At 64.7% G+C, this 23,501-nt stretch carries 23 protein-coding genes; 22 read left to right on the top strand and 1 reads right to left on the bottom strand.

Going from position 1 to position 23,501, the window contains the following annotated elements; genetic code table 11:
* Positions 1-71 precede the first annotated feature (71 nt).
* From E0W60_RS27475 to E0W60_RS27425, 11 genes are all read left to right on the top strand, one after another.
* A complete protein-coding gene (locus tag E0W60_RS27475) occupies positions 72-848 on the top strand; it encodes an ABC transporter ATP-binding protein (protein ID WP_135706146.1) in 777 nt (258 codons plus the stop codon).
* A gap of 25 nt (positions 849-873) precedes the next feature.
* On the top strand, positions 874-1,605 hold the full coding sequence (locus E0W60_RS27470) for an ABC transporter ATP-binding protein (RefSeq protein ID WP_135704013.1): 732 nt from the start codon (positions 874-876) through the stop codon (positions 1,603-1,605).
* Positions 1,606-1,693: 88 nt separating this feature from the next.
* A complete protein-coding gene (locus tag E0W60_RS27465; protein ID WP_029046505.1) occupies positions 1,694-2,902 on the top strand; it encodes an ABC transporter substrate-binding protein in 1,209 nt (402 codons plus the stop codon).
* 224 nt (positions 2,903-3,126) lie between these two features.
* A complete protein-coding gene (locus tag E0W60_RS27460; protein WP_133097865.1) occupies positions 3,127-4,011 on the top strand; it encodes a branched-chain amino acid ABC transporter permease in 885 nt (294 codons plus the stop codon).
* Positions 4,011-5,057 (top strand): branched-chain amino acid ABC transporter permease, encoded by a 1,047-nt coding sequence (locus E0W60_RS27455; protein WP_240745909.1) that lies wholly within the window; start codon positions 4,011-4,013, stop codon positions 5,055-5,057. The genes E0W60_RS27460 and E0W60_RS27455 overlap by 1 nt, the downstream gene beginning before the upstream one ends.
* Positions 5,058-5,476: 419 nt before the next feature.
* Complete coding sequence (locus E0W60_RS27450) at positions 5,477-5,950, top strand: hypothetical protein (protein WP_133097864.1); 474 nt, start codon at positions 5,477-5,479, stop codon at positions 5,948-5,950.
* A gap of 69 nt (positions 5,951-6,019) precedes the next feature.
* Positions 6,020-6,778: a sulfite exporter TauE/SafE family protein gene (locus E0W60_RS27445; protein WP_133097873.1), complete on the top strand. Its 759-nt coding sequence runs from the start codon at positions 6,020-6,022 to the stop codon at positions 6,776-6,778.
* Positions 6,779-7,105: 327 nt separating this feature from the next.
* On the top strand, positions 7,106-8,254 hold the full coding sequence (locus tag E0W60_RS27440) for an ABC transporter substrate-binding protein (protein WP_029046510.1): 1,149 nt from the start codon (positions 7,106-7,108) through the stop codon (positions 8,252-8,254).
* A 216-nt stretch (positions 8,255-8,470) separates the two neighbouring features.
* The gene (locus E0W60_RS27435) at positions 8,471-9,523 is read left to right on the top strand and encodes a branched-chain amino acid ABC transporter permease (protein ID WP_135706145.1); all 1,053 of its coding nucleotides are present in this window, start codon (positions 8,471-8,473) and stop codon (positions 9,521-9,523) included.
* A gap of 3 nt (positions 9,524-9,526) precedes the next feature.
* Entirely contained in the window at positions 9,527-11,371 is a 1,845-nt protein-coding gene (locus tag E0W60_RS27430; protein WP_133097862.1) for a branched-chain amino acid ABC transporter ATP-binding protein/permease, read from the top strand.
* Positions 11,372-11,391: 20 nt separating this feature from the next.
* On the top strand, positions 11,392-12,135 hold the full coding sequence (locus tag E0W60_RS27425; protein WP_133097861.1) for an ABC transporter ATP-binding protein: 744 nt from the start codon (positions 11,392-11,394) through the stop codon (positions 12,133-12,135).
* Between the two features lie 256 nt (positions 12,136-12,391).
* On the opposite strand, the gene E0W60_RS27420 is transcribed toward E0W60_RS27425, so the two are convergent.
* Positions 12,392-13,330 (bottom strand): LysR substrate-binding domain-containing protein, encoded by a 939-nt coding sequence (locus tag E0W60_RS27420; RefSeq protein ID WP_135706144.1) that lies wholly within the window; start codon positions 13,328-13,330, stop codon positions 12,392-12,394.
* Between the two features lie 174 nt (positions 13,331-13,504).
* Between E0W60_RS27420 and E0W60_RS27415 the strand changes: the two genes are divergently transcribed.
* The 11 genes from E0W60_RS27415 (at position 13,505) to E0W60_RS27365 (ending at position 23,468) form a co-directional block, all read left to right on the top strand.
* Positions 13,505-14,500: a Bug family tripartite tricarboxylate transporter substrate binding protein gene (locus tag E0W60_RS27415; protein ID WP_133097859.1), complete on the top strand. Its 996-nt coding sequence runs from the start codon at positions 13,505-13,507 to the stop codon at positions 14,498-14,500.
* Positions 14,501-14,503: 3 nt separating this feature from the next.
* Entirely contained in the window at positions 14,504-15,373 is an 870-nt protein-coding gene (locus tag E0W60_RS27410; RefSeq protein ID WP_133097858.1) for an N-formylglutamate amidohydrolase, read from the top strand.
* Between the two features lie 221 nt (positions 15,374-15,594).
* Positions 15,595-17,553 (top strand): tRNA uridine-5-carboxymethylaminomethyl(34) synthesis enzyme MnmG, encoded by a 1,959-nt coding sequence (gene mnmG, locus E0W60_RS27405; RefSeq protein WP_135706143.1) that lies wholly within the window; start codon positions 15,595-15,597, stop codon positions 17,551-17,553.
* 21 nt (positions 17,554-17,574) lie between these two features.
* Positions 17,575-18,276 (top strand): 16S rRNA (guanine(527)-N(7))-methyltransferase RsmG, encoded by a 702-nt coding sequence (gene rsmG, locus E0W60_RS27400; protein WP_205751642.1) that lies wholly within the window; start codon positions 17,575-17,577, stop codon positions 18,274-18,276.
* Positions 18,277-18,361: 85 nt separating this feature from the next.
* A complete protein-coding gene (locus tag E0W60_RS27395) occupies positions 18,362-19,135 on the top strand; it encodes a ParA family protein (RefSeq protein ID WP_133097855.1) in 774 nt (257 codons plus the stop codon).
* Between the two features lie 20 nt (positions 19,136-19,155).
* On the top strand, positions 19,156-20,070 hold the full coding sequence (locus tag E0W60_RS27390) for a ParB/RepB/Spo0J family partition protein (protein WP_133097854.1): 915 nt from the start codon (positions 19,156-19,158) through the stop codon (positions 20,068-20,070).
* Positions 20,071-20,390: 320 nt separating this feature from the next.
* On the top strand, positions 20,391-20,894 hold the full coding sequence (locus tag E0W60_RS27385; RefSeq protein WP_133097853.1) for an ATP synthase subunit I: 504 nt from the start codon (positions 20,391-20,393) through the stop codon (positions 20,892-20,894).
* 243 nt (positions 20,895-21,137) lie between these two features.
* Positions 21,138-22,004, top strand: a complete 867-nt coding sequence (atpB, locus tag E0W60_RS27380; protein ID WP_135706141.1) for a F0F1 ATP synthase subunit A — start codon at positions 21,138-21,140, stop codon at positions 22,002-22,004.
* Positions 22,005-22,083: 79 nt separating this feature from the next.
* The gene (atpE, locus tag E0W60_RS27375; RefSeq protein ID WP_010811268.1) at positions 22,084-22,350 is read left to right on the top strand and encodes a F0F1 ATP synthase subunit C; all 267 of its coding nucleotides are present in this window, start codon (positions 22,084-22,086) and stop codon (positions 22,348-22,350) included.
* Between the two features lie 99 nt (positions 22,351-22,449).
* Entirely contained in the window at positions 22,450-22,920 is a 471-nt protein-coding gene (locus E0W60_RS27370) for a F0F1 ATP synthase subunit B (RefSeq protein ID WP_133097852.1), read from the top strand.
* A 2-nt stretch (positions 22,921-22,922) separates the two neighbouring features.
* The gene (locus E0W60_RS27365; RefSeq protein ID WP_133097851.1) at positions 22,923-23,468 is read left to right on the top strand and encodes a F0F1 ATP synthase subunit delta; all 546 of its coding nucleotides are present in this window, start codon (positions 22,923-22,925) and stop codon (positions 23,466-23,468) included.
* Positions 23,469-23,501 lie beyond the last annotated feature (33 nt).

The following is a 23,501-nucleotide window of genomic DNA, read 5'->3' as shown; positions in this document are numbered from 1 at the left end:
CTACAGGCCGGTTCGGACCATCAGTCAGTGCCGGGCATCACCCGGCGTACAACGAAGGGCGGGCAGGAGACATGAACCAGCAGGAAACCATCCTGGAAACGCGGAACCTCACCAAGGAGTTCAAGGGGTTCACCGCGGTGAGCGACGTCAACCTACAGGTGCGCCGCGGCTCGATCCATGCGTTGATCGGCCCTAATGGCGCAGGCAAGACCACTTGCTTCAACCTGCTCACCAAGTTCCTGGAGCCGACCACCGGCACCATCGTATTCAACGGCATCGACATCACCCGCGAGAAGCCCGCGCAGATCGCGCGCCGCGGCGTGATCCGTTCGTTCCAGATCTCGGCGGTGTTCCCGCACCTGACGGTGATGGAGAACGTGCGCATCGGGCTGCAGCGACAGCTTGGCACCGCGTACCAGTTCTGGCGCAGCGAGCGCTCGCTCGATGTGCTCAACGACCGCGCCATGGAGCTGCTCGAGCAGGTGGGGCTGACCGAGTTCGCGTACACGCTGACGGTGAACCTGCCGTACGGGCGCAAGCGCGCGCTGGAGATCGCCACCACGCTGGCGATGGAGCCGGAGCTGATGCTGCTCGACGAGCCCACGCAGGGCATGGGCCACGAGGACGTGGACCGCGTCACGCAGCTGATCAAGAAGGTCTCCGCCGGCCGCACCATTTTGATGGTCGAGCACAACATGAGCGTGGTCTCGTCGATCGCCGACAAGATCACCGTGCTGCAGCGGGGCGCAATCCTGGCCGAGGGGCCTTACGCCGAGGTGTCGAAGGACCCGCGCGTGATGGAGGCCTACATGGGCACGGCCGATGCCGAGCTGCAGGGCGCGCACTGAAGCGGGGGACGAGCAAATGAGTACGATCAGCACGAACAACACTCCCGCCCTCGAAATCAAGGGCCTGCAGGCCTGGTATGGCGAATCGCACATCCTGCACGGCGTCGACCTCACGGTGAACCGCGGCGAAGTGGTGACGCTGCTGGGCCGCAACGGCGCCGGGCGCACCACCACGCTGCGCGCGATCATGGGCCTGACCGGCGCGCGCAAGGGCTCGATCAAGGTCAACGGCAACGAGACCATCGGCCTGCCCACGCACAAGATCGCGCACTACGGCATCGGCTACTGCCCGGAAGAGCGCGCGATCTTCTCCAGCCTGTCGTGCGAGGAGAACCTGCTGCTGCCGCCGCAGCTCAAGGGCAAGGGTGGTGAGACGACCGCGGGCATGAGCGAGTCCGAGATCTACGACATGTTCCCCAACCTGAAGGAGCGCCGCCAGAGCCAGGGCACGCGCCTGTCGGGCGGCGAGCAGCAGATGCTGGCGGTGGCGCGCATCCTGCGCACCGGCGCCAACCTGCTGCTGCTCGATGAAATCTCGGAAGGGCTGGCACCGGTGATCGTGCAGGCGCTGGCGCGCATGATCCGGATGCTCAAGCAGAAGGGGTACACGGTGGTGATGGTGGAGCAGAACTTCCGCTTCGCCGCGCCGCTGGCCGACCGCTTCTACGTGATGGAGCACGGCAGCATCGTCGAACGCTTCGATGCCGGCGATCTGCAGGCAAAGATGCCGGTGCTGCATGAACTGCTCGGGGTCTGATCCCGGGATCTGACCGATACCCGGATCGTTGATTGCTGTTTGGCAGGAACGGGTGGCGCATCGCCGCCGCAAATCAGGAGACAAAGAGATGAAAAAGACTCGGCTCGCGGCCGCGATGGCGGCTATTGCCATGGGTGCGGTTTCGTTCGGCGCTGCCGCGCAGGTATCCGGCGACACCGTAAAGATCGGCTATATCACCGACATGTCGGGCCTGTACGCCGACATCGACGGCCCCGGCGGCCTGGAAGCCATCAAGATGGCGATCGAGGACCGCGGCGGCAAGGTGCTGGGCAAGCCCATCGAGATCGTTTCCGCCGATCACCAGAACAAGGCCGACATCGCCGCCTCCAAGGCGCGCGAATGGATGGACCAGCAGGGCCTGGACATGCTGCTGGGCGGCACCAACTCCGGCACCGCGCTGGCGATGAACAAGGTCGCTTCCGAGAAGAAGCGCGTCTACATCAACATCGGTGCCGGCACCGCGCGCCTGACCAACGAAGAGTGCTCGCCGTACACGGTGCACTATGCCTATGACACGGTGGCGCTGGCCAAGGGCACCGGCAGCGCGGTGGTCAAGCAGGGCGGCAAGTCGTGGTTCTTCCTGACCGCCGACTACGCCTTCGGGCACTCGCTGGAAAGCGACACCGCCGCGGTGGTGAAGGCCAGCGGCGGCACGGTGGCGGGGCAGGTACGGCATCCGCTGTCGGCGTCCGACTTCTCGTCGTTCCTGCTGCAGGCGCAGTCGTCGAAGGCGCAGATCCTGGGCCTGGCCAACGCCGGCGGCGACACCATCAATGCGATCAAGGCGGCCAAGGAATTCGGCATCACCAAGACGATGAAGATCGCTGGCCTGCTGATGTTCATCAATGACATCCACAGCCTGGGTCTGAAGAACACCGAAGGCCTGCTGATGACCGACAGCTGGTACTGGGACATGAACGACGACACCCGCAAGTTCGCCAACCGCTTCTTCGGCAAGATGAAGAAGATGCCGAGCAGCCTGCAGGCCGCGGACTATTCGGCCGCCAGCACCTACCTGAAGGCGGTGGAAGCAGCCAAGACCGATGATCCGGACAAGGTCATGGCCGAGCTGAAGAAGATGAAGATCAACGACTTCTACACCAAGGGCTATATCCGCCAGGACGGCCGTGGCATCCACGACATGTACCTGATGCAGGTGAAGACCGCGGCCGAGTCGAAGAAGCCGTGGGATTACCTGAAGGTGGTGGCGACCATCCCGGGCGACCAGGCATTCACGACGGTGGCCGAGTCGAAGTGCGCGATGTTGAAGAAGTAAGAGCCGTCGACACTGCGACGGTTTGCTCCCCTCTCCCGCGCGCGGGAGAGGGGCAGGGGAAGAGGGCCGGCGCTAGCAGGAGCGTGGCGCAACCAAACTTCCGGCAGCGGTCCTGAGGCCCGCACGCGCCGGTGTTGAAGTCGGCAGCCTCTTGCACGCCGGCCCTCTCCCCCAACCCCTCACCCGAAGCGGGAGAGGGGAGACACAACCAGCAACGGATGCCCATGGACATCTTCGGAATTCCCCTGCCTGCCATGCTTTCCCAGCTGTTGCTGGGGCTGGTGAACGGCGCCTTCTATGCGATGCTGAGCCTGGGCCTGGCGGTCATCTTCGGCCTGCTCAACGTCATCAACTTCGCGCACGGCGCGCTCTTCATGCTGGGTGCGGTGCTGGCCTGGATGGGCATGGAGTACGCCGGGCTCAACTACTGGATCATGCTGCTGCTGTCGCCGCTGGTGGTTGCCGCCATCGGGGTGGTGATCGAGAAGACCATGCTGCGCTGGATCTACAAGCTCGACCACATCTATGGCCTGCTGCTGACGCTGGGCATCACGCTGGTGATCGAAGGCATCTTCCGCTCGATCTACGGCGTGTCGGGCCTGCCGTACCAGACGCCTGACGCGCTGCAGGGTGCGACCGACCTCGGCTTCATGATCCTGCCGAACTACCGCGCCTGGGTCGTGGTGGCGTCGCTGGTGGTGTGCTTCGCGACCTGGTACGTGATCGAGAAGACCAAGCTGGGCGCCTACCTGCGCGCCGGCACCGAGAACCCAAAGATGGTCGAGGCCTTCGGCGTCAACGTGCCGCTGATGGTGACGCTGACCTACGGCTTCGGCGTGGCGCTGGCGGCGTTTGCCGGGGTGCTGGCCGCGCCGGTGATCCAGATCTCGCCGCTGATGGGCCAGAACCTGATCATCATCGTGTTCGCGGTGGTGGTGATTGGCGGCATGGGCTCGATCATGGGGTCGATCCTGACCGGCCTGGGGCTAGGCGTGGTCGAGGGCCTGACCAAGGTGTTCTATCCTGAAGCATCGTCGACCGTGGTGTTCTTCATCATGGTGATCGTGCTGCTGCTGCGCCCGGCCGGGCTGTTCGGGAAGGAGAAGTGATGAGCGCACCAACCACATCATCGACGCGGCCCGCAGTGGCTGCCAACGCGGGCCGGGCAGGAAAGGGACAGGGCGTGCAGAAGAAACTGTTGTACGGATTGCTGCTGCTGGGGCTGATCGCCGCGCCGCTGGCGGGTGCCTATCCGGTATTTGTGCTCAAGGTGCTGTGCTTTGCGCTGTTTGCCTGCGCGTTCAATCTGCTGATCGGCTATACCGGGCTGCTGTCGTTCGGCCATGCGGCCTTCTTCGGCGGTGCCGGCTACGCGGCCGGCCATGCCATGAAGGCCTGGGGCGTGACGCCCGAGATCGGGCTGATCCTGGGCACGGCCACCGGCGCGCTGATCGGCTACGTGGTCGGCTCGCTGGCGATCCGGCGTCAGGGCATCTACTTCTCGATGATCACGCTGGCGCTGGCGCAGATGCTGTTCTTTATCTGCCTGCAGGCGCCATTCACCGGCGGCGAGGACGGACTGCAGGGCATCCCGCGCGGCAAGCTGTTCGGCGTGCTGCCGCTGTCCAATGACCTGACGCTCTACTACGTGGCGCTGGTGATCATTGTCGCGGCCTTCGCGCTGATCGTGCGCACGGTGCATTCGCCGTTCGGCCAGATCCTGAAGGCGATCAAGGAGAACGAGCCGCGGGCTATCTCGCTGGGCTACGATGTCGACCGCTTCAAGCTGACCGCTTTCGTGCTCTCGGCGGCGCTGTCGGGGCTGGCCGGCTCGATCAAGGCGCTGGTGCTGGGCTTCGAGACTCTGACCGACGTGCACTGGTCGATGTCGGGCTCGGTGATCCTGATGACGCTGGTGGGCGGCCTGGGCACCTTGTCGGGCCCGATCGTCGGCGCCTTCGTGATCGTGGCGCTGGAAAACAAGCTGGGCGACATCGGCAGCTTCCTGGCCTCGGCCACCGGCCTGCAGTGGTTCAACACGCTGGGCGAGTCGGTGACGATGGTGACCGGCGTGATCTTCGTGATCTGCGTGCTGACCTTCCGCCGCGGCATCATGGGCGAGCTGCTGGCCCGGTTCGGCCGCAAGCACGAGTGATCGTGGGGCGACATGCCCGATTCTGGGGCTAGGGTTTTTTCTAGCTTGTCCTCTGTGCACCGCTTCGTTACATTCCATATACGGTTTTCGCAGGTTAAATGGAGGCGGAAGCGAGGAGACGACAGGCGCGCACCCGGTGTCGGGTAGCAGCGTTATAAAATAAAGGGCGTTGCCGGGTGATCCTCGGCAACGCTTTTTTCATTGGTGCTTCGCCCACGGCAGCGAGCACGCAATCCTTCACTGTGCCGTGTTCGCCTCATTGTGGGGCACCCATGCCGGATCGGCATCACCCCGGTCCCCGACGCATGCGACAATGCGGGCGCTTTCCGTTGCCCGCCATGCCCGACTATCCCCCTGATTCCCAAGATCCGCCGCTTCCGGACGGCTCGGGCCGTCCCGACGCAACGCCGCAACGGCCCATGCCGCAGCTGTGGGTACGCGCCGGCCAGAGTGCCGATGGCGCCATGCTGGAGGCCTGGCTGGCAGTCGTGCAGCCGTTGCCGGTGCCGGCGGCCAGGGCTCGGCGGCTGATGCTGGACGAGTTGCTGGCGCAGTCCGGGCGCGGGATCTGCCTTCTGGCCTATGGCGGCGCGCCGGACGATGTGCTGGCTTGCCTGCCGGTGGCGCTGGTGCCAAGCCTGGAACTGGCTGGCCTGGCCGCCCTGGCCACGGAATGGTGGGTACGCCCCGGCCTTGGTGCCGGTATGGCCCGCGCCTGCCTGGACGCCGGCTGCGACACGCTGGCCGACTGGGGGCGCGCCCATGGCATCCGCCATGCGCTGCTCGCCCCGGCACTGGCCGGCGCGCAGGGCGGCGCGCCGCCCGGTTTTGCCCCGCATGCCAGCGGCATGTGGATGCGCAATCTTGTGCCGGCGGCCAAGGTGCTCGGCTGAGCCGGCACTGACGCGCTCCGGCGCCCCGTTTTTTCCTCTCCCCGTTTTCCTTTCCCCGTTCCTGCAATGATGGAGTTCGCTTTCCTGGCGGTTGCCGCCTTTCTCGCCGGCATGATCGACGCGGTCGCCGGCGGCGGCGGCCTGGTCCAGATCCCGGCGCTGTTCTCCGCCTATCCCGGCATGGCGCCGGCAACGCTGCTGGGTACCAACAAGGTTGGCTCGATCGCCGGCACCGCCAACGCCGCGCTGCGCTACGGCCGCAGCGTGCGCATCTACTGGGGCGCGACCGCGCCGGCGGTGGTGGCGGCCTTTGTCTTCTCGATGGCCGGCGCGTGGGCGCTGACCATGATCCCGGCCGAGCCGATGCGCAAGGCGCTGCCATTCATCCTGGTGACGCTGCTGGTGTATACGCTGGCCAAGAAGGACCTCGGGACCGAGCATGCGCCGACGCTGAAAGGCGGCCGCGAACGGCTCGCGGCATTGCTCGCCGGCGCAGTGCTCGGCTTCTACGATGGCGTGTTCGGCCCCGGCACCGGCAGCTTCCTGATGATCGTGTTCGTGCGCGTGTTCGGCTATGACTTCCTGCATGCCGCGGCGTCGACCAAGCTGGTCAACCTCGCCACCAACCTGGCGGCGTTGCTGCTGCTCGCCAGCAAGGGCCATATCTGGTGGCAGCTGGGGCTGGTGATGGCGGTGGCCAATGTTGCCGGCAGCCAGGTGGGCAGCCGGCTGGCGCTGCGGCATGGCAGCGCGTTCGTGCGCAAGGTGTTTATCGTGGTGGTGAGCGCGTTGATCCTGAAGACGGCATGGGATGCGTTTGCGCGCTGAGCAGCCGGGCGCTGACCTTGATGCGGGTTAATCCTGCTTTTCGCGTCAAGTCGCTGTGATAGACTCGATTCGCATTCCCGACCGCACGGTCGGTGAATGACAGAAGCGCCAATTCCGGGGGAATTCCGGGGAAAATGGGGCCGGTTCGCCAGGGCGAACGGGTTCTCGGCGTGGACGGGAAATGGGGAATGGTGTGTCATCGTTCCTGGCAGTAGCGCAGGTGCCGGCGATGTGCCTGCGTCAGACCCGAGGGGTCCGTAGAAAATGGGCATCCGCCGGTGGACGCCGGACGGATGCCTTTCCGTTTCAGGAACCGAAGGAGACAAGATGGATTTCAAGCGCGCCAGCCTGCTGGCAATCGCGGCGGCCTGCCTGGCTGCCGGCGCCGCCCAGGCACAGGTCAAGGTCGGGGTCACGGTGTCGGCGACGGGTCCGGCCGCATCGCTGGGTATTCCGGAGAAGAACACCTTCACGCTGATGCCCAAGGAAGTCGCGGGCAAGAAGATCGAGTACATCGTCCTGGACGACGCTTCGGACACCACCACCGCGGTCAAGAACACCCGCAAGCTGATCAGCGAAGACAAGGTTGACGTGGTGGTCGGTTCCACCGTGACGCCGAACTCGCTGGCCATGGTCGACGTGGTCGCCGAGAACGATACGCCGATGATCACCATGGCCGCCTCGGCCCGCATCATCGAGCCGATGGATGCCAAGCGCGCCTGGATCTTCAAGACGCCGCAGAACGACTCGCACATGGCTACCGCGATTGCCGAGCACATGGGCAACAACAACGTGAAGACGGTGGCTTTCATCGGCTTCGCGGATGCCTATGGCGACAGCTGGGCGCAGGAATTCGCCAAGGTGGCGGAGATGCGCAAGATCAAGGTGGTCGCCAACGAGCGCTTTGCCCGCACCGACACTTCGGTGACCGGGCAGGTGCTGAAGATGATGAGCGCCAACGCCGACGCGGTGCTGATCGCAGGCTCGGGTACGCCCGCGGCGCTGCCCGCCAAGACACTGAAGGAGCGCGGCTACAAGGGCAAGGTCTATCAGACTCACGGCGTTGCCAACGCGGACTTCCTGCGCGTGTGCGGCAAGGATTGCGAAGGCACGTTCCTGCCGGCCGGCCCGCTGCTGGTGGCTGAACAGTTGCCCGACAGCAACCCGGTGAAGAAGCCGGCCATGGCCTACAAGACCGCCTACGAGAAAGCCTTCGGCGGCCAGGTCTCGACCTTCGGCGGCCATGCCTGGGATGCGGGCCTGATCCTGCAGCACGCCATTCCCGAGGCACTCAAGAAGGGCCAGCCCGGCACCAAGGAATTCCGCAAGGCGCTGCGCGACGCCATGGAGCAGACCAGGAACCTGCCGGTGTCGCACGGCATCATGAACATGAGCACCACCGACCACCTCGGCTTCGACCAGCGCGCACGCGTGATGGTGCAGATCGTCGACGGCAAGTGGAAGCTGCTGAAATAAGCCGCTGCACTAGATTCCCGAGTGACAGTGGAGTAGGAGTGAAGCAGGGCGCATGGGTTATGCCATGCGCCCTTTTTTCTGCCGCACCGCCATACCTAGGGTTGCCGAGTATTTCCGCAATGGGCAACCTGTTTACCATTTCGTAAATCCCACCGCGCGCAGCGCCCTGTCGGCCCCCTTCGAAGCAGGCAGGTATTTCAACGATACGGGGAGACAATGGACCTATCTATCGCCGCCATCCTGGCGCAGGACGGCATCACCTCGGGCGCGATCTACGCGCTGCTGGCACTGGCCCTGGTGCTGGTGTTCTCGGTGACGCGCGTCATCTTCATCCCGCAAGGGGAGTTCGTTGCCTACGGCGCGCTGACGCTGGCCGCGATGCAGGCCGGGCATGCGCCGCAGACCAGCTGGCTGCTGCTGGCCATGGGCGCGCTGACCTTCGTCTATGAAACCGTGACCGTGCTGCGCAGCGCCGAGCTGCGGCGCACGCTGGGCCAGCGGCTGGCGGTGCTGGCCGGCAAGTACCTGGTGTTCCCGCTCGCGGTGCACTGGGTGGTCCAGCAATACGGCGCGCAGCCGTTGCCGATGCTGGCGCAGATCGCGCTGACGCTGCTGGTCATCATTCCCCTGGGGCCGATGCTGTACCGCCTCGCCTACCAGCCGCTGGCCGAGGCCAGCACGCTGGTGCTGCTGATCGTATCGGTCGGCGTGCACTTTGCGCTGGTGGGGCTGGGGCTGGTGATGTTCGGCGCCGAGGGCTCGCGCACCACGGCGTTCTCGGATGCGCGCTTCGAAGTGGGCGCGCTCAGCGTCTCGGGCCAGAGCCTGTGGGTGGTGGGCGTGTCGGCGCTGCTGATCGGCGCGCTGTACTTCTACTTCGAGCGCACGCTGCAGGGCAAGGCGCTGCGCGCGACCGCGGTGAACCGGCTGGGCGCTCGCCTGGTCGGTATCGGCACCACGCAGGCGGGGCGGCTGTCGTTCACGCTGGCCGCGGCGATGGGCGCGCTGTGCGGCGTGCTGATCGCGCCGCTGACCACGGTGTACTACGAGTCGGGGTTCCTGGTGGGCCTGAAGGGCTTTGTCGGCGCGATCGTCGGCGGGCTGGTGAGCTATCCGGTCGCAGCACTGGGTGCGCTGCTGGTAGGCCTGCTCGAATCCTATTCGTCCTTCTGGGCCAGCGCGTTCAAGGAGGTCATCGTCTTCACACTGATCATCCCGGTGCTGCTGTGGCGCTCGCTGACGAGCAAGCATGTCGAGGAGGAGGAATAAGCCATGACCATGCTGACCGACAAGCAAGCGGCGGCCGTGACCGGCGCCGAGGCCGGCAGCCGCGCGCGGCTGAACCGCAACCGGATTCTGGTGCTGGCCTTCATCGTCGTGCTGGCGCTGCTGCCGGTGCTGCCGACGCCTGAATTCTGGATCACGCTGGGCAACTACATCGGGCTCTACAGCATCGTCGCGATCGGGCTGGTGCTGCTGACCGGCGTGGGCGGGATGACATCGTTCGGACAGGCCGCGTTCGTGGGGCTGGGCGCGTACAGCACCGCCTACCTGACCACGCAGTTCGGGCTGTCGCCGTGGTTCGGGCTGCTGGTGGGTCTGGTGATCACGGTAGCCTCGGCCTATGTGATCGGGCTGATCACGATGCGCATGTCCGGCCACTACCTGCCACTGGCGACCATCGCGTGGGGCCTGTCGCTGTTCTTCCTGTTCGGCAACCTGGAGTTCCTGGGCAAGTACGACGGCATCAACGGCATCCCGGTGCTGTCGTTCTTCGGCATCGAGCTGCAGTCGGGCCGCTCGATGTTCTACCTGATCTGGGCAGTGGTGCTGCTGGCCGTGCTGGCGATGCAGAACCTGCTGAACTCGCGCCCGGGCCGCGCCATCCGCGCGCTCAAGGGCGGCGGGGTGATGGCCGAGGCGATGGGCGTCAATACCGCGTGGATGAAAGTGGTGATCTTCGTCGTGGCGGCGATCCTGGCGTGCGTGTCGGGCTTCCTCTACGCGCACCTGCAGCGCGCGGTGAACCCGACGCCGTTCGGCCTGAACTACGGCATCGAGTACCTGTTCATGGCGGTGGTCGGCGGCGTCGGCCACGTGTGGGGCGCAGTACTGGGTGCGGGCATCCTGACCATCCTGAAGGACGTGCTGCAGGGCGTGCTGCCCAAGCTGCTCGGCGCCAACGGCAACTTCGAGATCATCGTCTTCGGCGTGCTGCTGGTGCTCCTGCTGCAGTATGCGCGCGATGGCATCTGGCCGTTCCTGCGCCGGCTGTTTCCGTCGGGCCCCGCGGTGCTGGCGCCGGCGCAGGCCGAGGCGCTGGCGGTGCGGCGCAAGCCCGAGGCGGGCGAGCTGATCCTCGACGTGCGCGCCGCGCGCAAGGAGTTCGGCGGGCTGGTCGCGGTCAACGATGTCAGCTTCCAAGTGCGTGCGGGCGAAATCATCGGCCTGATCGGCCCGAACGGTGCCGGCAAGTCCACCACCTTCAACCTGGTGACGGGCGTGCTGCCGGTCACGCGTGGCGAGGTCCGCTATCGCGGCGAGGTGATCTCCGGCCTGCCGTCGCGCGAGATCGTCAAGCGCGGCATTGGCCGCACCTTTCAGCACGTGCACCTGCTGCCGACCATGACGGTGCTGGAGAACGTCGCCATCGGCGCGCACCTGCGCGGCGACTTCCGCGCGCAGGGCGGTGTCTCGGCAGCGATCCTGCGCATGAACAAGGTCGAGGAAGACAAGCTGCTGTTCGAAGCGAAGCGGCAACTGGAACGCGTAGGCCTGGCCGACTGCATGTACATGGAAGCGGGCAGCCTGGCGCTGGGCCAGCAGCGCATCCTGGAGATCGCGCGCGCCCTGTGCTGCGACCCCGCGCTGCTGCTGCTCGACGAGCCGGCTGCGGGCCTGCGCTACAAGGAGAAGCAGGCGCTGGCCGACCTGCTGCGCAAGCTCAAGGGCGAGGGCATGAGCGTGTTGCTGGTCGAGCACGACATGGACTTCGTGATGAACCTGACCGACCGGCTGGTGGTGATGGAGTTTGGTACGCGCATCGCCGAGGGCGTGCCCGAGGAAGTGCAGAAGAACCCGGCGGTACTGGAAGCCTACCTGGGTGGCGTGGAATAGGTGTGGAGCAAGGACCCGACATGAGCCTGATACTTGAAGTGAAGGACCTCCACGTCCGCTACGGCAAGGTGGAAGCGGTGCACGGCGCCAACCTGAAGGTGGAAGCCGGAAAGATCGTGACGGTGATCGGCCCCAATGGCGCCGGCAAGTCGACCATGCTCAACGCGATCATGGGTGCGCTGCCGGTCAACGGCTCGGCGAGCGGATCGGTCAGCTACCTCGGTCACGACATGGCCGGTATCCCCGTGGAGGGCCGCGTCGCGCGCGGCATGTGCCTGGTGCCGGAGAAGCGCGAGCTGTTTGCGTCGATGACGGTCGAAGACAACCTGTTGCTGGGCGCGTTCCGCCGCAAGCGTGCCGGCGAGAAGAACTACCTGGACCAGATGGACGTGGTCTACGACTTGTTCCCGCGCCTGCGCGAGCGTGCGCGCCAGGATGCCGGCACGCTGTCGGGCGGCGAGCGCCAGATGCTCGCGGTGGGCCGCGCGTTGATGGCCAAGCCGCAGCTGCTGATGCTGGACGAGCCCAGCCTCGGCCTGGCACCGCTGATCGTCAAGGAGATCTTCCATATCATCAGCAACCTGCGCCAGACCGGCGTGGCCACGCTGCTGATCGAGCAGAACGCCCGGGCGGCGCTGCAGGTGGCTGACTATGGCTATGTGATCGAGACCGGGGATATGTCGATGGAGGGGCCCGCAGACGAGTTGGCGGCGAACCCGAAGGTGATTGAAACCTATCTTGGGTTGGCAAAAAAGGCCGCTTAATCCATAAGGATGATAGCCGGACGAATGAGGGCTCGCCTAGGCGAGCCCTTTTTCATTTCTCGTGTGAATAACTTTGGGGATAAGTGGTTTCAGAGGCCTGTTTTTTGGTATCGGGAGGAGCGACGCAGGGTTGGGTACGCTTCGATTCGGTTGATGAATGAAAGGCTGCGAGAATCCTCTGTAGATATCGAGGCCAACGATGATGGCGCTAAAATTATGCTTTGAAGGAATATAGTGGCGCTATCATTTTGGTGTTTTATTTTTTGCGAGAATGTCCTTCGGTATCTTGGATAGCTTCTTGCTGCGCGGTCTCCAGCAACCAATCGCGAAAGCGGTTTAGCGCCGGATGATCGCGGCGCTCCCGCGGCGCGCACAAGAAATAGCCCCGTTGCAGCGAAATCGGCAAATCAAACGGCGCAAAAACACGTCCCGCTGCAATTTCATCTCTCACCAGGCATCGCTGCAACACCGCGACTCCCATGTCGGCGCGAACAGCCTGGATCAGGATCGACACCTGGTCGAACGCTGTGGATAACATCGGCGCAGCGTTGGGTACGCCGGCCGCTCGCAGCCAGTTTTGCCAGTTCGCCGGCGCTGACGTGTGATAGAGCAGGGGCTCCTGCAACAGCTCCGCCGGCGTCTGCCAGCGGCCGGCCTCGCGGCGAGCACGGGCGCGGTCCGGATGGCAGACCGGCACCATTTCACGCCCGATCACGTAGTCGGCCTGCAGGCCCGGCCACTTGCCCGCTTCACCCGCCAGGATGGCGGCATCGGGCGTGGCGCCCGAGAGATCCTCATCGCGCTGGTAGGGAACGAAGTCGAGGTGGATTTCCGGATGGCGCCGATGGAAGTCCGGCAGGCGCGGCACCAGCCATACGCTGGCCAGCGTCGGCACGACCGACAGCGTCAGGCGGTGGCGCCGGTCGCCGGCGAGCAGGGCAGCGCTGGCATTTTCGATTGCGGCCAGCGGCTCGGCCACGGCATCGAGCAGCTGCCGGCCGGCATCGGTCAGCACCAGCCGATGTGCATTGCGCTGGAGCAGCGGCTGGCCGAAGTGTTCCTCGAGCCGGGCGATTGCCCGGCTGATCGCGCCCTGGGTGACGCACAGCGTGTCGGCGGCACGGGTGAAGCTGCCAAGCTTTGCCGCGGCGGCAAAGGCGTGCAACTCGGACATCGACGGGGAACGCAGCCGCATGGCGCAGGGTACAGCGCAGGAGAGGGGCAGAACCTGCGATGCCACAGTGTTTACCTGGGCGTGGGGCAGGATGATCTTTGGTAATGCAAACGTGCAATATAGTCGTTTGTGCGCATCCGGTAAACGCCTGACACTCGCTCGGTTCCTTCGCATAAAACAACAGGAGAAAGCCTCATGAACCGAGCCACGATGACGCGCCGCCAACTGATGCTGTCGGGCGCCGCAGCCGCCGCCACGCTGATGTTTACCAGCAGCGCCTTCGCGCAGGCCAACTATCCGACCCGCCCGATCCGCTTGATCGTGCCGTTTGCCGCGGGCGGTTCGACCGACCTGTCGGCGCGCCTGGTGGCCGAGTTCGCCGGCCGCGAGCTGGGCCAGTCCATCGTGGTCGAGAACAAGGGCGGCGCGGGCGGTTCGCTCGGCATGGAGCAGGTGGCCGGCTCGGCACCGGACGGCTACACCATCGGCATGGCCACGGTCAGCACGCACGGCTCCAACCCGGCTGTGTATCCGAGGCTGAAGTACGACCCGATCAAGGACTTCGCCCCGGTGACCAACGTGGTCGCCATCCCCAGCGTGTTCGCCGTACACCCGAGCGTGCCGGCCAAGACCATGCAGGAGTTCATCGCGCTGGCCAAGGCCAATCCGGGCAAGTACAGCTTTGCCTCGCCGGGTGCGGGCTCGCTCGGCCACGTCAACATCGAGAACTTCATGATGCTGGCCAAGATCGACCTGCTGCACGTGCCGTACAAGGGCGCCGGCCTGGCGCTGAATGACGCTGTAGCAGGGCAGGTCAATGCCATCACCGATAACCTGTCGTCGACGCTGCCCCACGTGAAATCCGGCAAGTTGCGCGCGCTGGCGGTGCTGGGCGCGTCGCGTTCGGCACAGCTGCCGAACGTGCCGACGTATGCCGAGCTGGGCTTCAAGGACATGGGCGAGGGCGGCTGGTTCGGCATCGTCGCCCCGGCCGGCACGCCGCCGGCGATCGTCAACAAGCTGAACCAGGCTATCCACAAGGCCATGCAGAACCCCGAGTTCAAGCGCAAGGTGGAAGAGTCGGGCGGCACGCTGGTGCCGACCACGCCGGATCAGTTCAAGGCCCAGATCCAGCAAGCCATGGCGCGCTATGCCCGCGTGGCCAAGGCCGCCGAGATCAAGCTGGACTGAGGCATGGCTGAAGCGAATCATCAGGGCGCGCTGCCGCCGGTCATCGTGCGGCTGCCGGAAGGGAAGGCGCTGCCGCTGGTGTGCGACTCGCCGCATAGCGGCACCGTGTACCCGGCGGATTTCGGCGCGGCGATCCCTGCGGCGCGGCTGCGCGGCGGTGAAGACACGCACGTTGATGCGCTGTGGGCAGCGGTGCCGGCGGTCGGCGGCACGCTGCTGGCGGCTACGTTCCCGCGGGTCTATATCGACCCGAACCGGATGGCCGACGATATCGACCCGGATCAGCTGGACGGGGCGTGGCCCACGGCGCTGGCGCCGGGACCGAAGACCAGCCTGGGCTATGGCCTGGTCTGGAGCCGGATCGATGCGAGCACGCCGATCTACGATCGCCGGCTGTCCGTGGCGGAAGTGCAGGGGCGTCTGGACCGCTATTACCGCCCCTACCATGCGGCGCTTGCCGAGGCCGTGGAGGGCGCATACCGGCGCTTTGGCGCGGTCTGGCACCTGAACCTGCACTCGATGCCGAACAATGCCTATGAGCGCCTGAAGATCGACAGCCCGCACCCGCTGGCGGACTTTGTGCTGGGAGACCGGGACGGAACCACCTGCGAGCCGGGGCTGGTCGACCTGGTCGACCGGGAACTGCGCAACATGGGCTACACGGTTGCGCGCAATGACCCCTACAAGGGCGTGCAGCTGATCGCCCAGATCGGGCGGCCGGCCGAGCGGCGTAGCAGCCTGCAGATCGAGATCCGACGCCCGCTCTATATGGACGAGGCGACGCGGAAACGGAATGCCGGGTTCGATACCTTGCAGCGCGACCTTGGCAGGCTGGCGGAGCAGGTTGCAGCATATATCCGGGCCAGCCTCTGAGCAGCTTGTTCCACGTGAAACATTGGCCGGGCCTTGTGCCCGGCCTTTTTGTTTCACGTGGAACATCGTGGCACCCCAGGCGTCGCTTGCCGGCCACGCGCAGGTATCGTCCACATCATGTTTCACGTGAAACATGGTGTCGGTCGAAAAGCGGCCAGACGAATGCCGCTATAATTTCGCATTCCCGCATTTTCCCGCCAGCCTCCCGGAGGAGGTGTCTCATGCTTTACCCAAAAGAATTCGATGTCATCGTCGTCGGTGGTGGTCACGCCGGAACTGAAGCAGCACTCGCGGCCGCGCGCATGGGCTGCCAGACGCTGCTGCTGACCCACAACATCGAGACGCTGGGCCAGATGAGTTGCAATCCGTCCATCGGCGGCATCGGCAAGGGACACCTGGTCAAGGAAGTGGATGCGATGGGCGGCGCCATGGCGGCCGCCACGGACGAGTCCGGCATCCAGTTCCGCATTCTCAATTCCAGCAAGGGACCGGCGGTGCGCGCCACGCGCGCGCAGGCGGACCGTGTGCTGTATCGCAAGGCGATTCGTACTCGCCTGGAAAACCAGCAGAACCTGATGCTGTTCCAGCAGGCAGTGGATGACCTGATGGTCGAGGGCGATCGGGTCGTCGGCGCCATGACGCAGGTCGGCATCGCCTTCCGCGGGCGGGCCGTGGTGCTGACCGCCGGCACTTTCCTGGACGGCAAGATCCACGTCGGCCTGGACAACTACACTGGCGGGCGCGCCGGAGATCCGGCTGCCGTATCCCTGTCGGCGCGCCTGAAGGAACTGAAGCTGCCGCAGGGCCGGCTGAAGACCGGCACGCCGCCGCGCATCGACGGCCGCACCATCGACTTCTCGGTGATGGAAGAACAGCCTGGCGATCTGGATCCGGTGCCGGTGTTCTCCTTCCTGGGCCGTCCGGAGCTGCACCCGCAGCAACTGCCTTGCTGGATCACCCATACCAACAGCCGCACGCATGACGTCATCCGTGGCGGTCTCGACCGTTCGCCGATGTACACCGGCGTGATCGAAGGGGTGGGGCCGCGCTACTGTCCCAGCATCGAGGACAAGATCCATCGCTTTGCCAGCAAGGAAAGCCACCAGATCTTCCTGGAACCGGAAGGGCTGACCACCAATGAGTTCTACCCGAACGGGATCTCGACCAGCCTGCCGTTTGACGTGCAGCTGGAGCTGGTGCATTCGATCCGCGGCCTGGAGAACGCGCATATCCTGCGCCCTGGCTACGCCATCGAGTACGACTACTTTGATCCGCGCGGCCTGAAGTCATCCCTGGAGAGCAAGGCGATCCGCGGGCTGTTCTTTGCCGGCCAGATCAATGGCACCACCGGCTATGAAGAAGCCGCCGCGCAGGGCCTGCTGGCCGGCATCAATGCCGGTTGCTACGTGCGCGAGCGTGAAGCCTGGACGCCGCGTCGCGACCAGGCCTACCTGGGCGTACTGGTTGACGACCTGATCACGCGCGGTGTGACCGAGCCGTATCGCATGTTCACCAGCCGTGCCGAATTCCGACTGAGCCTGCGCGAGGACAACGCCGATATGCGGCTGACGGAAGTCGGCCGTGAGCTGGGTGTCGTTGACGATGCACGCTGGGATGCTTTCAACCGCAAACGCGACACTGTTTCACGTGAAACAGAGCGGCTGAAAAGCACATGGGTGAACCCGGCCATGCTGCCGCCGGAAGACGCCGTGCCGTTGCTGGGCAAGCCGATCGAACGCGAGTACAGCCTGGCCGACTTGCTGCGCCGGCCGGAAGTCCGCTATGAGTCGCTGATGGCGCTGCAGGGCGGCCGCCACGCGCCCGAAGCACCGCTCGACGCCGATGCCATGCTGGCCGACCAGATCCGTGAGCAGATCGAGATTGGTATCAAGTACCACGGCTATATCGCTCGCCAGGCTGCCGAGGTCGACAAGCTGGAAGCCAATGAATCGACCCGCCTGCCCGAGAATCTCGACTACACCGAGGTACGCGGGCTGGGCTTCGAGGTCAGCCAGAAGCTGAACCAGCACCGCCCGGAAACGCTGGGCCAGGCATCGCGCATCTCGGGCGTGACTCCGGCGGCGATCTCGCTGCTGCTGGTACACCTGAAGAAGAAGGGGCTCGGCCGAACGCGCGCCGACTCGGCTGCCGTTGGCGGCAACTCGGAAGAGGCGGCCTGAGTGGCGGGCGCTCGACACACCATGACAGACGACGCCACGCAGCGTCGTCGCCTCGAAGCCGGTCTCGCCGAGATCGGGCTGGTATTGGCACCGGTACAGATCGACAAGCTGTTCGACTACCTCGCGCTGCTGCGCAAATGGAACGGCGTCTATAACCTGACCGCGATCCGCCACCCCGATGAGATGCTTACGCATCACATGCTGGATTCGCTCGCGGCAGTGCCCGCGCTGGCCGCTGCCGCGCGTTCTGCAGAGATAGGTACGCCTGCGCGGGGCAGGGTGCTGGACGTCGGCTCGGGCGGCGGCATGCCCGGGCTGCCATTGGCGATTGCGTGTCCCGACGTGTCGGTGCTGATGGTCGACATCGTGCAGAAGAAGACCGCATTCCTGACGCAATGCCGCGCCCAGCTCGGCCTGGTCAACGCCGCGGCGCACTGGGGCCCGGTGGAAAAACTGGACGATGCGGGCGGCTTTGCCGTGATCACGTCACGTGCCTTTGCTGAACTGACCGACTTCGTGAACCTGTCGGGCCAGTTGCTCGCGCCGCACGGCAAGCTGATCGCCATGAAGGGCGTTTATCCACAGGCGGAGCTCGACCGGATGGAAGCCGCGGGACTGATGGCCAACTGGCAAGTCGACGAAGTACCGCGCCTCACTGTGCCGGGACTGGATGCCGAGCGCCACCTGGTGGTGCTGTCGCGGCGCGCAGGCGCGCACGCATGACCTACGCCGCGGCGCTGCAAGCAGTGCCGCGAACTGCCGGCCATGAGGCTGGCCGGATGAATTGAAGCAGGAGCCTCAGGAACATATGGCCAAGGTATTCGTGATTGCAAACCAGAAGGGCGGGGTGGGCAAGACCACCACGACGGTGAACCTCGCCGCCGGCCTGGCCGCGCAAGACCAGCGCGTGCTGCTGGTCGACCTGGATCCGCAGGGCAATGCCTCGATGGGTTCGGGCATCGACAAGCAGGCGCTGGAACACAGCGTGTACCAGGTGCTGGTTGGCCTGGCCAGCGTCCCGCAAGCGCGCCAGAAATCCGAGACCGGCAGGTACGACGTGCTGCCGGCCAACCGCGAGCTGGCCGGTGCCGAAGTCGAACTGGTCGAGCTCGATCACCGCGAGCGCCGGCTCAAGCAAGCCATCGACGCAGTCGACGACGAGTACGACTTCGTGCTGATTGACTGCCCGCCGTCGCTGTCGCTGCTGACGCTGAACGGGCTGTGCGCGGCGCATGGCGTGATCGTGCCGATGCAGTGCGAATACTTCGCGCTCGAAGGGCTGTCCGACCTCGTCAACACCATCAAGCAGGTGCACGCCAACCTGAACCGCGAGCTCAAGGTGATCGGCCTGCTGCGCGTGATGTTCGACCCGCGCGTCACGCTGCAGCAGCAGGTGTCGGCACAGCTCGAATCGCACTTCGGTGACAAGGTGTTCAAGACCCTGATCCCGCGCAACGTGCGCCTGGCCGAGGCACCGTCCTATGGCATGCCGGGCGTGGCATTCGATCCGTCATCCAAGGGCGCCAAGGCGTACCTGGACTTTGGCGCCGAGATGATCGCGCGCGTCAGGCAGTTGGGCTGAAGCTCGAGGAGGCATCGACCATGAGTACCGCAAAGACGCCGGCAAAGAAGAAGGGCCTGGGCCGGGGCCTGGAAGCATTGCTGGGCGGTCCCGCCGAGATCGTCGAGACAGCGAAGCAGGAGGGCGCGCCCAGCGTGTTGCACGTGGACCAGTTACAGCCCGGCAAGTACCAGCCGCGTACACGCATGGATGAAGGCGCGCTGCAGGAGCTCGCCGCCAGCATCCGCGCGCAGGGCCTGATGCAGCCGATCCTGGTGCGGCGCGTGGCCGAGCCGGATCGCTACGAGATCATTGCGGGCGAACGCCGTTACCGCGCGTCGAAGCTCGCGGGCCTGGACCAGGTGCCGGTGCTGGTCAAGGACGTGGCCGACGAAGCCGCGGCCGCGATGGCGCTGATCGAGAATATCCAGCGTGAAGACCTGAACCCGCTGGAAGAAGCGCAGGGCATCATGCGCCTGATCCGCGAATTCAAGTTTACGCACGAGCAGGCCGCCGAGTCGGTGGGCCGCTCCCGCAGCGCCGTGTCCAACCTGCTGCGCCTGCTGAACCTGGCGGCGCCGGTGCAGACCATGCTGATGGCGGGCGATCTTGACATGGGTCACGCGCGCGCGCTGCTTGCTGTCGACGGCGCCAATCAGATCACGCTGGCGAACCAGATCGTCAACAAGCGGCTGTCGGTGCGCGAGACTGAAAAGCTGGTGGCGTCCACGCTCAAGCCGTTCGACCTGAGGTCGCTCAAGCAGAAGGGCGTGAACAATATCCGCGACGTGGCGCGGCTGGAGGAAGAGCTGTCGGATGCGCTGGGGCTCTCGGTGCAGATCAAGGTGGGTGCGCGCGGCAAGGGCCAGCTCACCATCCACTTCAGCGACAACGATGCGCTCGATGGGGTGCTCGCGCGGCTGCGCGAATCGCGCGAAGGGCAGCAGGCAGCCTGAAATAGCGGGCGATAACCGGCCATTGCGAGGGTAACTGTTGCATCGAAGCAGCAGTGGCCGGTGCGATTATCGGCATACGTGAGGCGTACCGGCTAATCCACCATCATGCGCAGGGTCCGCTGCGCAATCCAATTACGTCAAACATCATTGCGGCGCAATTTTTGTGAAGCCATCATGCAATCGTGATGGCAACCGTTGTGCGCAACGCACTGCAAGCTAACTGTAAGCAGATTGACGCGAATCAGTAGTTCCCCTTAAAATCGTGCGGTTTGAATTCTGGTCGGGCCGATAAGTTCCGGCCTGAATGAGGCAGGCAGGTAGTGGTTCGAGACCGTCAGCAGCGCAGCGCCGGTTCCCGTCAGGAAGATGACTGGGACGACTGGAAAGAAGGCGCAGAACGTGAAGATGAAGCTGTCGATCCGCTGTCGCACGCCGATGCGGTGAAGCTGTTTGGCGAACGCGCGCTGCGTCCTTCGCGCATGACCCCGGGCAAGGTTGTCCTGGCGCAGGTGATCGTTTCCCTGCTGTCAGCATTTTGCTGGGCGTTGTTCGGGAAAGAGGCGGGGCCGTACGGCTGGTCAGCGTTGTTCGGCGGCATGGTGTGCTTCGTGCCCAGCGGATTCTTCGCATTCCGGCTGTGGGTGGCGCGGGATCGCGCATCGGTCGGCGGGCTGGTCCTGGGTGAGGCGATCAAGGTGTTCGCCACCGTGGCCATGCTGGTGCTGGTGGTGGTGCTGTACCGGGATCTGCGTTGGGTACCAATGCTGGTCACGTTCCTGCTGGCGCTCAAGACTTACTGGGTGGTGGCCCTCGCGATGCGCTAGGCCGCTGCACAAAACAGGTGCTTCATCCGGAGGTGGGGCACCGAAACGGAATATCAAGATGTTTCCGTGGCGGTTTCACCGTGGTTTCACAGCGGTGACACCGGACACGGTCAAGGTTGGAAACCCGCTTGCATCGCGGTGACCGGCGAATCCGCCGAAGGCAATGCAAGACGCGTACCGGGTGCCGCACAGGAGTAGCGGCGCGCGGCCCGAAGATTTCGCAATATACCGTTCGATTCGACAATGGCAGAAGCTACCCAAAGCGCGGAACACGTGCTGACACCCTCCGGCTATATCGCCGAACACTTGCAGAACTTGAACTCGGTCGGCGGCAAGCAGGCGTCGGTGGTCGATTTCTCCGTGATCAACTATGACACGGTGTTCTGGTCGGTCCTGTGCGGCGCCATCGCCGTGCTGTTCCTGTATGCCGCCGCGCGCCGCGTCACCTCGGGCGTGCCGGGCCGCTTCCAGGCCTTCGTCGAGATGATCGTCGAGATGGTCGACGACCAGGCCAAGGGCATCATCCACGGCGACCGTTCGTGGATTGCTCCGCTGGCACTGATGGTGTTCTGCTGGATCACCATGATGAACGCGATCGACTTGATCCCGGTGGACTGGGTCACCGGCCTGAATCATGTCCTGGGCATCTTCCACATCCATCTGCCCCACCACCGCGCGGTGGCCACGGCCGACCTGAACGGCACGCTGGGCATGTCCTGCGCCGTGCTGGTGCTGATGATCTACTACAGCTTCAAGATCAAGGGCGCGGGCGGCTTCATGCACGAACTGTTCTCGGCCCCGTTCGGCGCCAAGTGGTACCTGGCCCCGTTCAACCTGATCCTGAACATCATCGAATTCCTGGCCAAGGCCGTTTCGCTCGGCATGCGGTTGTTCGGCAACATGTACGCCGGCGAACTCGTGTTCCTGCTGATCGCGCTGCTGGGTTCCATCTGGACGTTTGGTGCCGACCTGTCGGCGCTGGGTTTCGTCGGCCACGTCCTTGCCGGCGCTGTCTGGGCGATCTTCCACATCCTGATCGTGCTGCTCCAGGCCTTCATTTTCATGATGCTGACGCTGGTGTACATCGGCCAGGCTCACGATCACCACTGATCGCCGCAGGTTTCAAGTTTTAGGTTTTTGGTTTTTTTGATTTTTTGGTTCTAAGTCTCTCTAAATTAAAGGAGTCGTCATGCAAGAATTTCTCGCCAACATCCAGGGTCTGACCGCTATCGGTATCGGCATCATCATCGGCCTGGGCGCTATCGGCGCCTGCCTGGGTATCGCCCTGATGGGTGGCAAGTACATCGAAGCCTGCGCACGTCAGCCCGAGCTGATGAACCCGCTGCAAACCAAGATGTTCCTGCTGGCCGGCCTGATCGACGCGGCATTCCTGATCGGCGTGGGTGTTGCAATGCTGTTCGCCTTCGCGAACCCGCTGCTGGCTGTCATCAAGTAATTCTTTTCGGTCTGCATGATGCTGACGGGCGGCGCGGGCCACCAGCCCAGCCGCCTTTTGTGCATTTATCTGTAGTTTGATTACCGAAAGGAACACACCATGAATCTGAACGCAACGTTTTTTGCGCAGATGGTCGTGTTCTTCATCCTGTGGTGGGTTGTTGCCAAATTCATTTGGCCGCCGCTGGTGAAGGCGCTCGACGAACGCGCAACGAAGATCGCCGATGGCCTCGCCGCTGCCGAGAAGGGCAAGGCCGAGCTTGAACTCGCCAACAAGCGTGTGGACCAGGCCATGGCCGAAGCCCGCACCGAAGGCGCCCAACGCGTCGCTGACGCCGAGAAGCGCGCCCAGCTGACGGCCGAAGAGATCAAGCAGAACGCCCAGGCAGAAGCCGCACGCATCATTGCCCAGGCCAAGGCCGACGCCGAACAGCAGGTTACCCGCGCGCGCGAAGAACTGCGCGACCAGGTCGCCGTGCTGGCCGTCAAGGGTGCCGAGCAGATCCTCAAGCGTGAAGTGAACGCGCAGGTCCACAGCGACCTGCTCAATCAACTCAAGGCTGAGCTCTAATCATGGCTGAAACCGCAACCATTGCCCGTCCCTACGCTGAGGCGCTGTTCCGCGTCGCCAGTGAATCGAGCGCAGGCAACCTGGGTGCATGGTCCGAGCTGGTGTCGGAAATGGGGCTAGTTGCCGCCAATGCCGACATGAAGGCGGTCGCCGACGATCCGAACGTTCCCGGCGACAAGCTGGCCGAACTGTTCCTGTCGGTGCTGAAGTCCCCGGTCAGCGACGAGGCACGCCGCTTCGTCAAGCTGCTGGTGGAGAACGGCCGCCTGACGGTGATGCCTGACATCGCCGAACAGTTCCATGCGCTCAAGAACGCCCGTGAAGGGTCGTCGGATGTCGAGATCACCAGTGCTTTTCCGCTGGAAGATGGTCAGCTGAACGACCTGGTCGCCGCACTCGAACGCAAGTTCGGCCGCAAGCTGTACGCGCAGGTGGCGGTGGACCCGTCCCTGATCGGCGGCGTCAGCGTCAAGGTTGGCGACGAAGTGCTCGACACCTCCGTGCGTGCGCGCCTGGCAGCCATGCAAACCGCGCTGACCGCCGCCTGAGCGGCAGTCCGACGGATTGAAGAATTAGGAGCA

Origin of the sequence: Cupriavidus oxalaticus, assembly GCF_004768545.1 — a bacterium.
Taxonomy (GTDB): Bacteria; Pseudomonadota; Gammaproteobacteria; order Burkholderiales; family Burkholderiaceae; genus Cupriavidus; species Cupriavidus oxalaticus_A.
The sequence above is the reverse complement of the archived record's forward strand: the minus strand, read 5'-3'. Positions and strand labels throughout refer to the sequence as shown.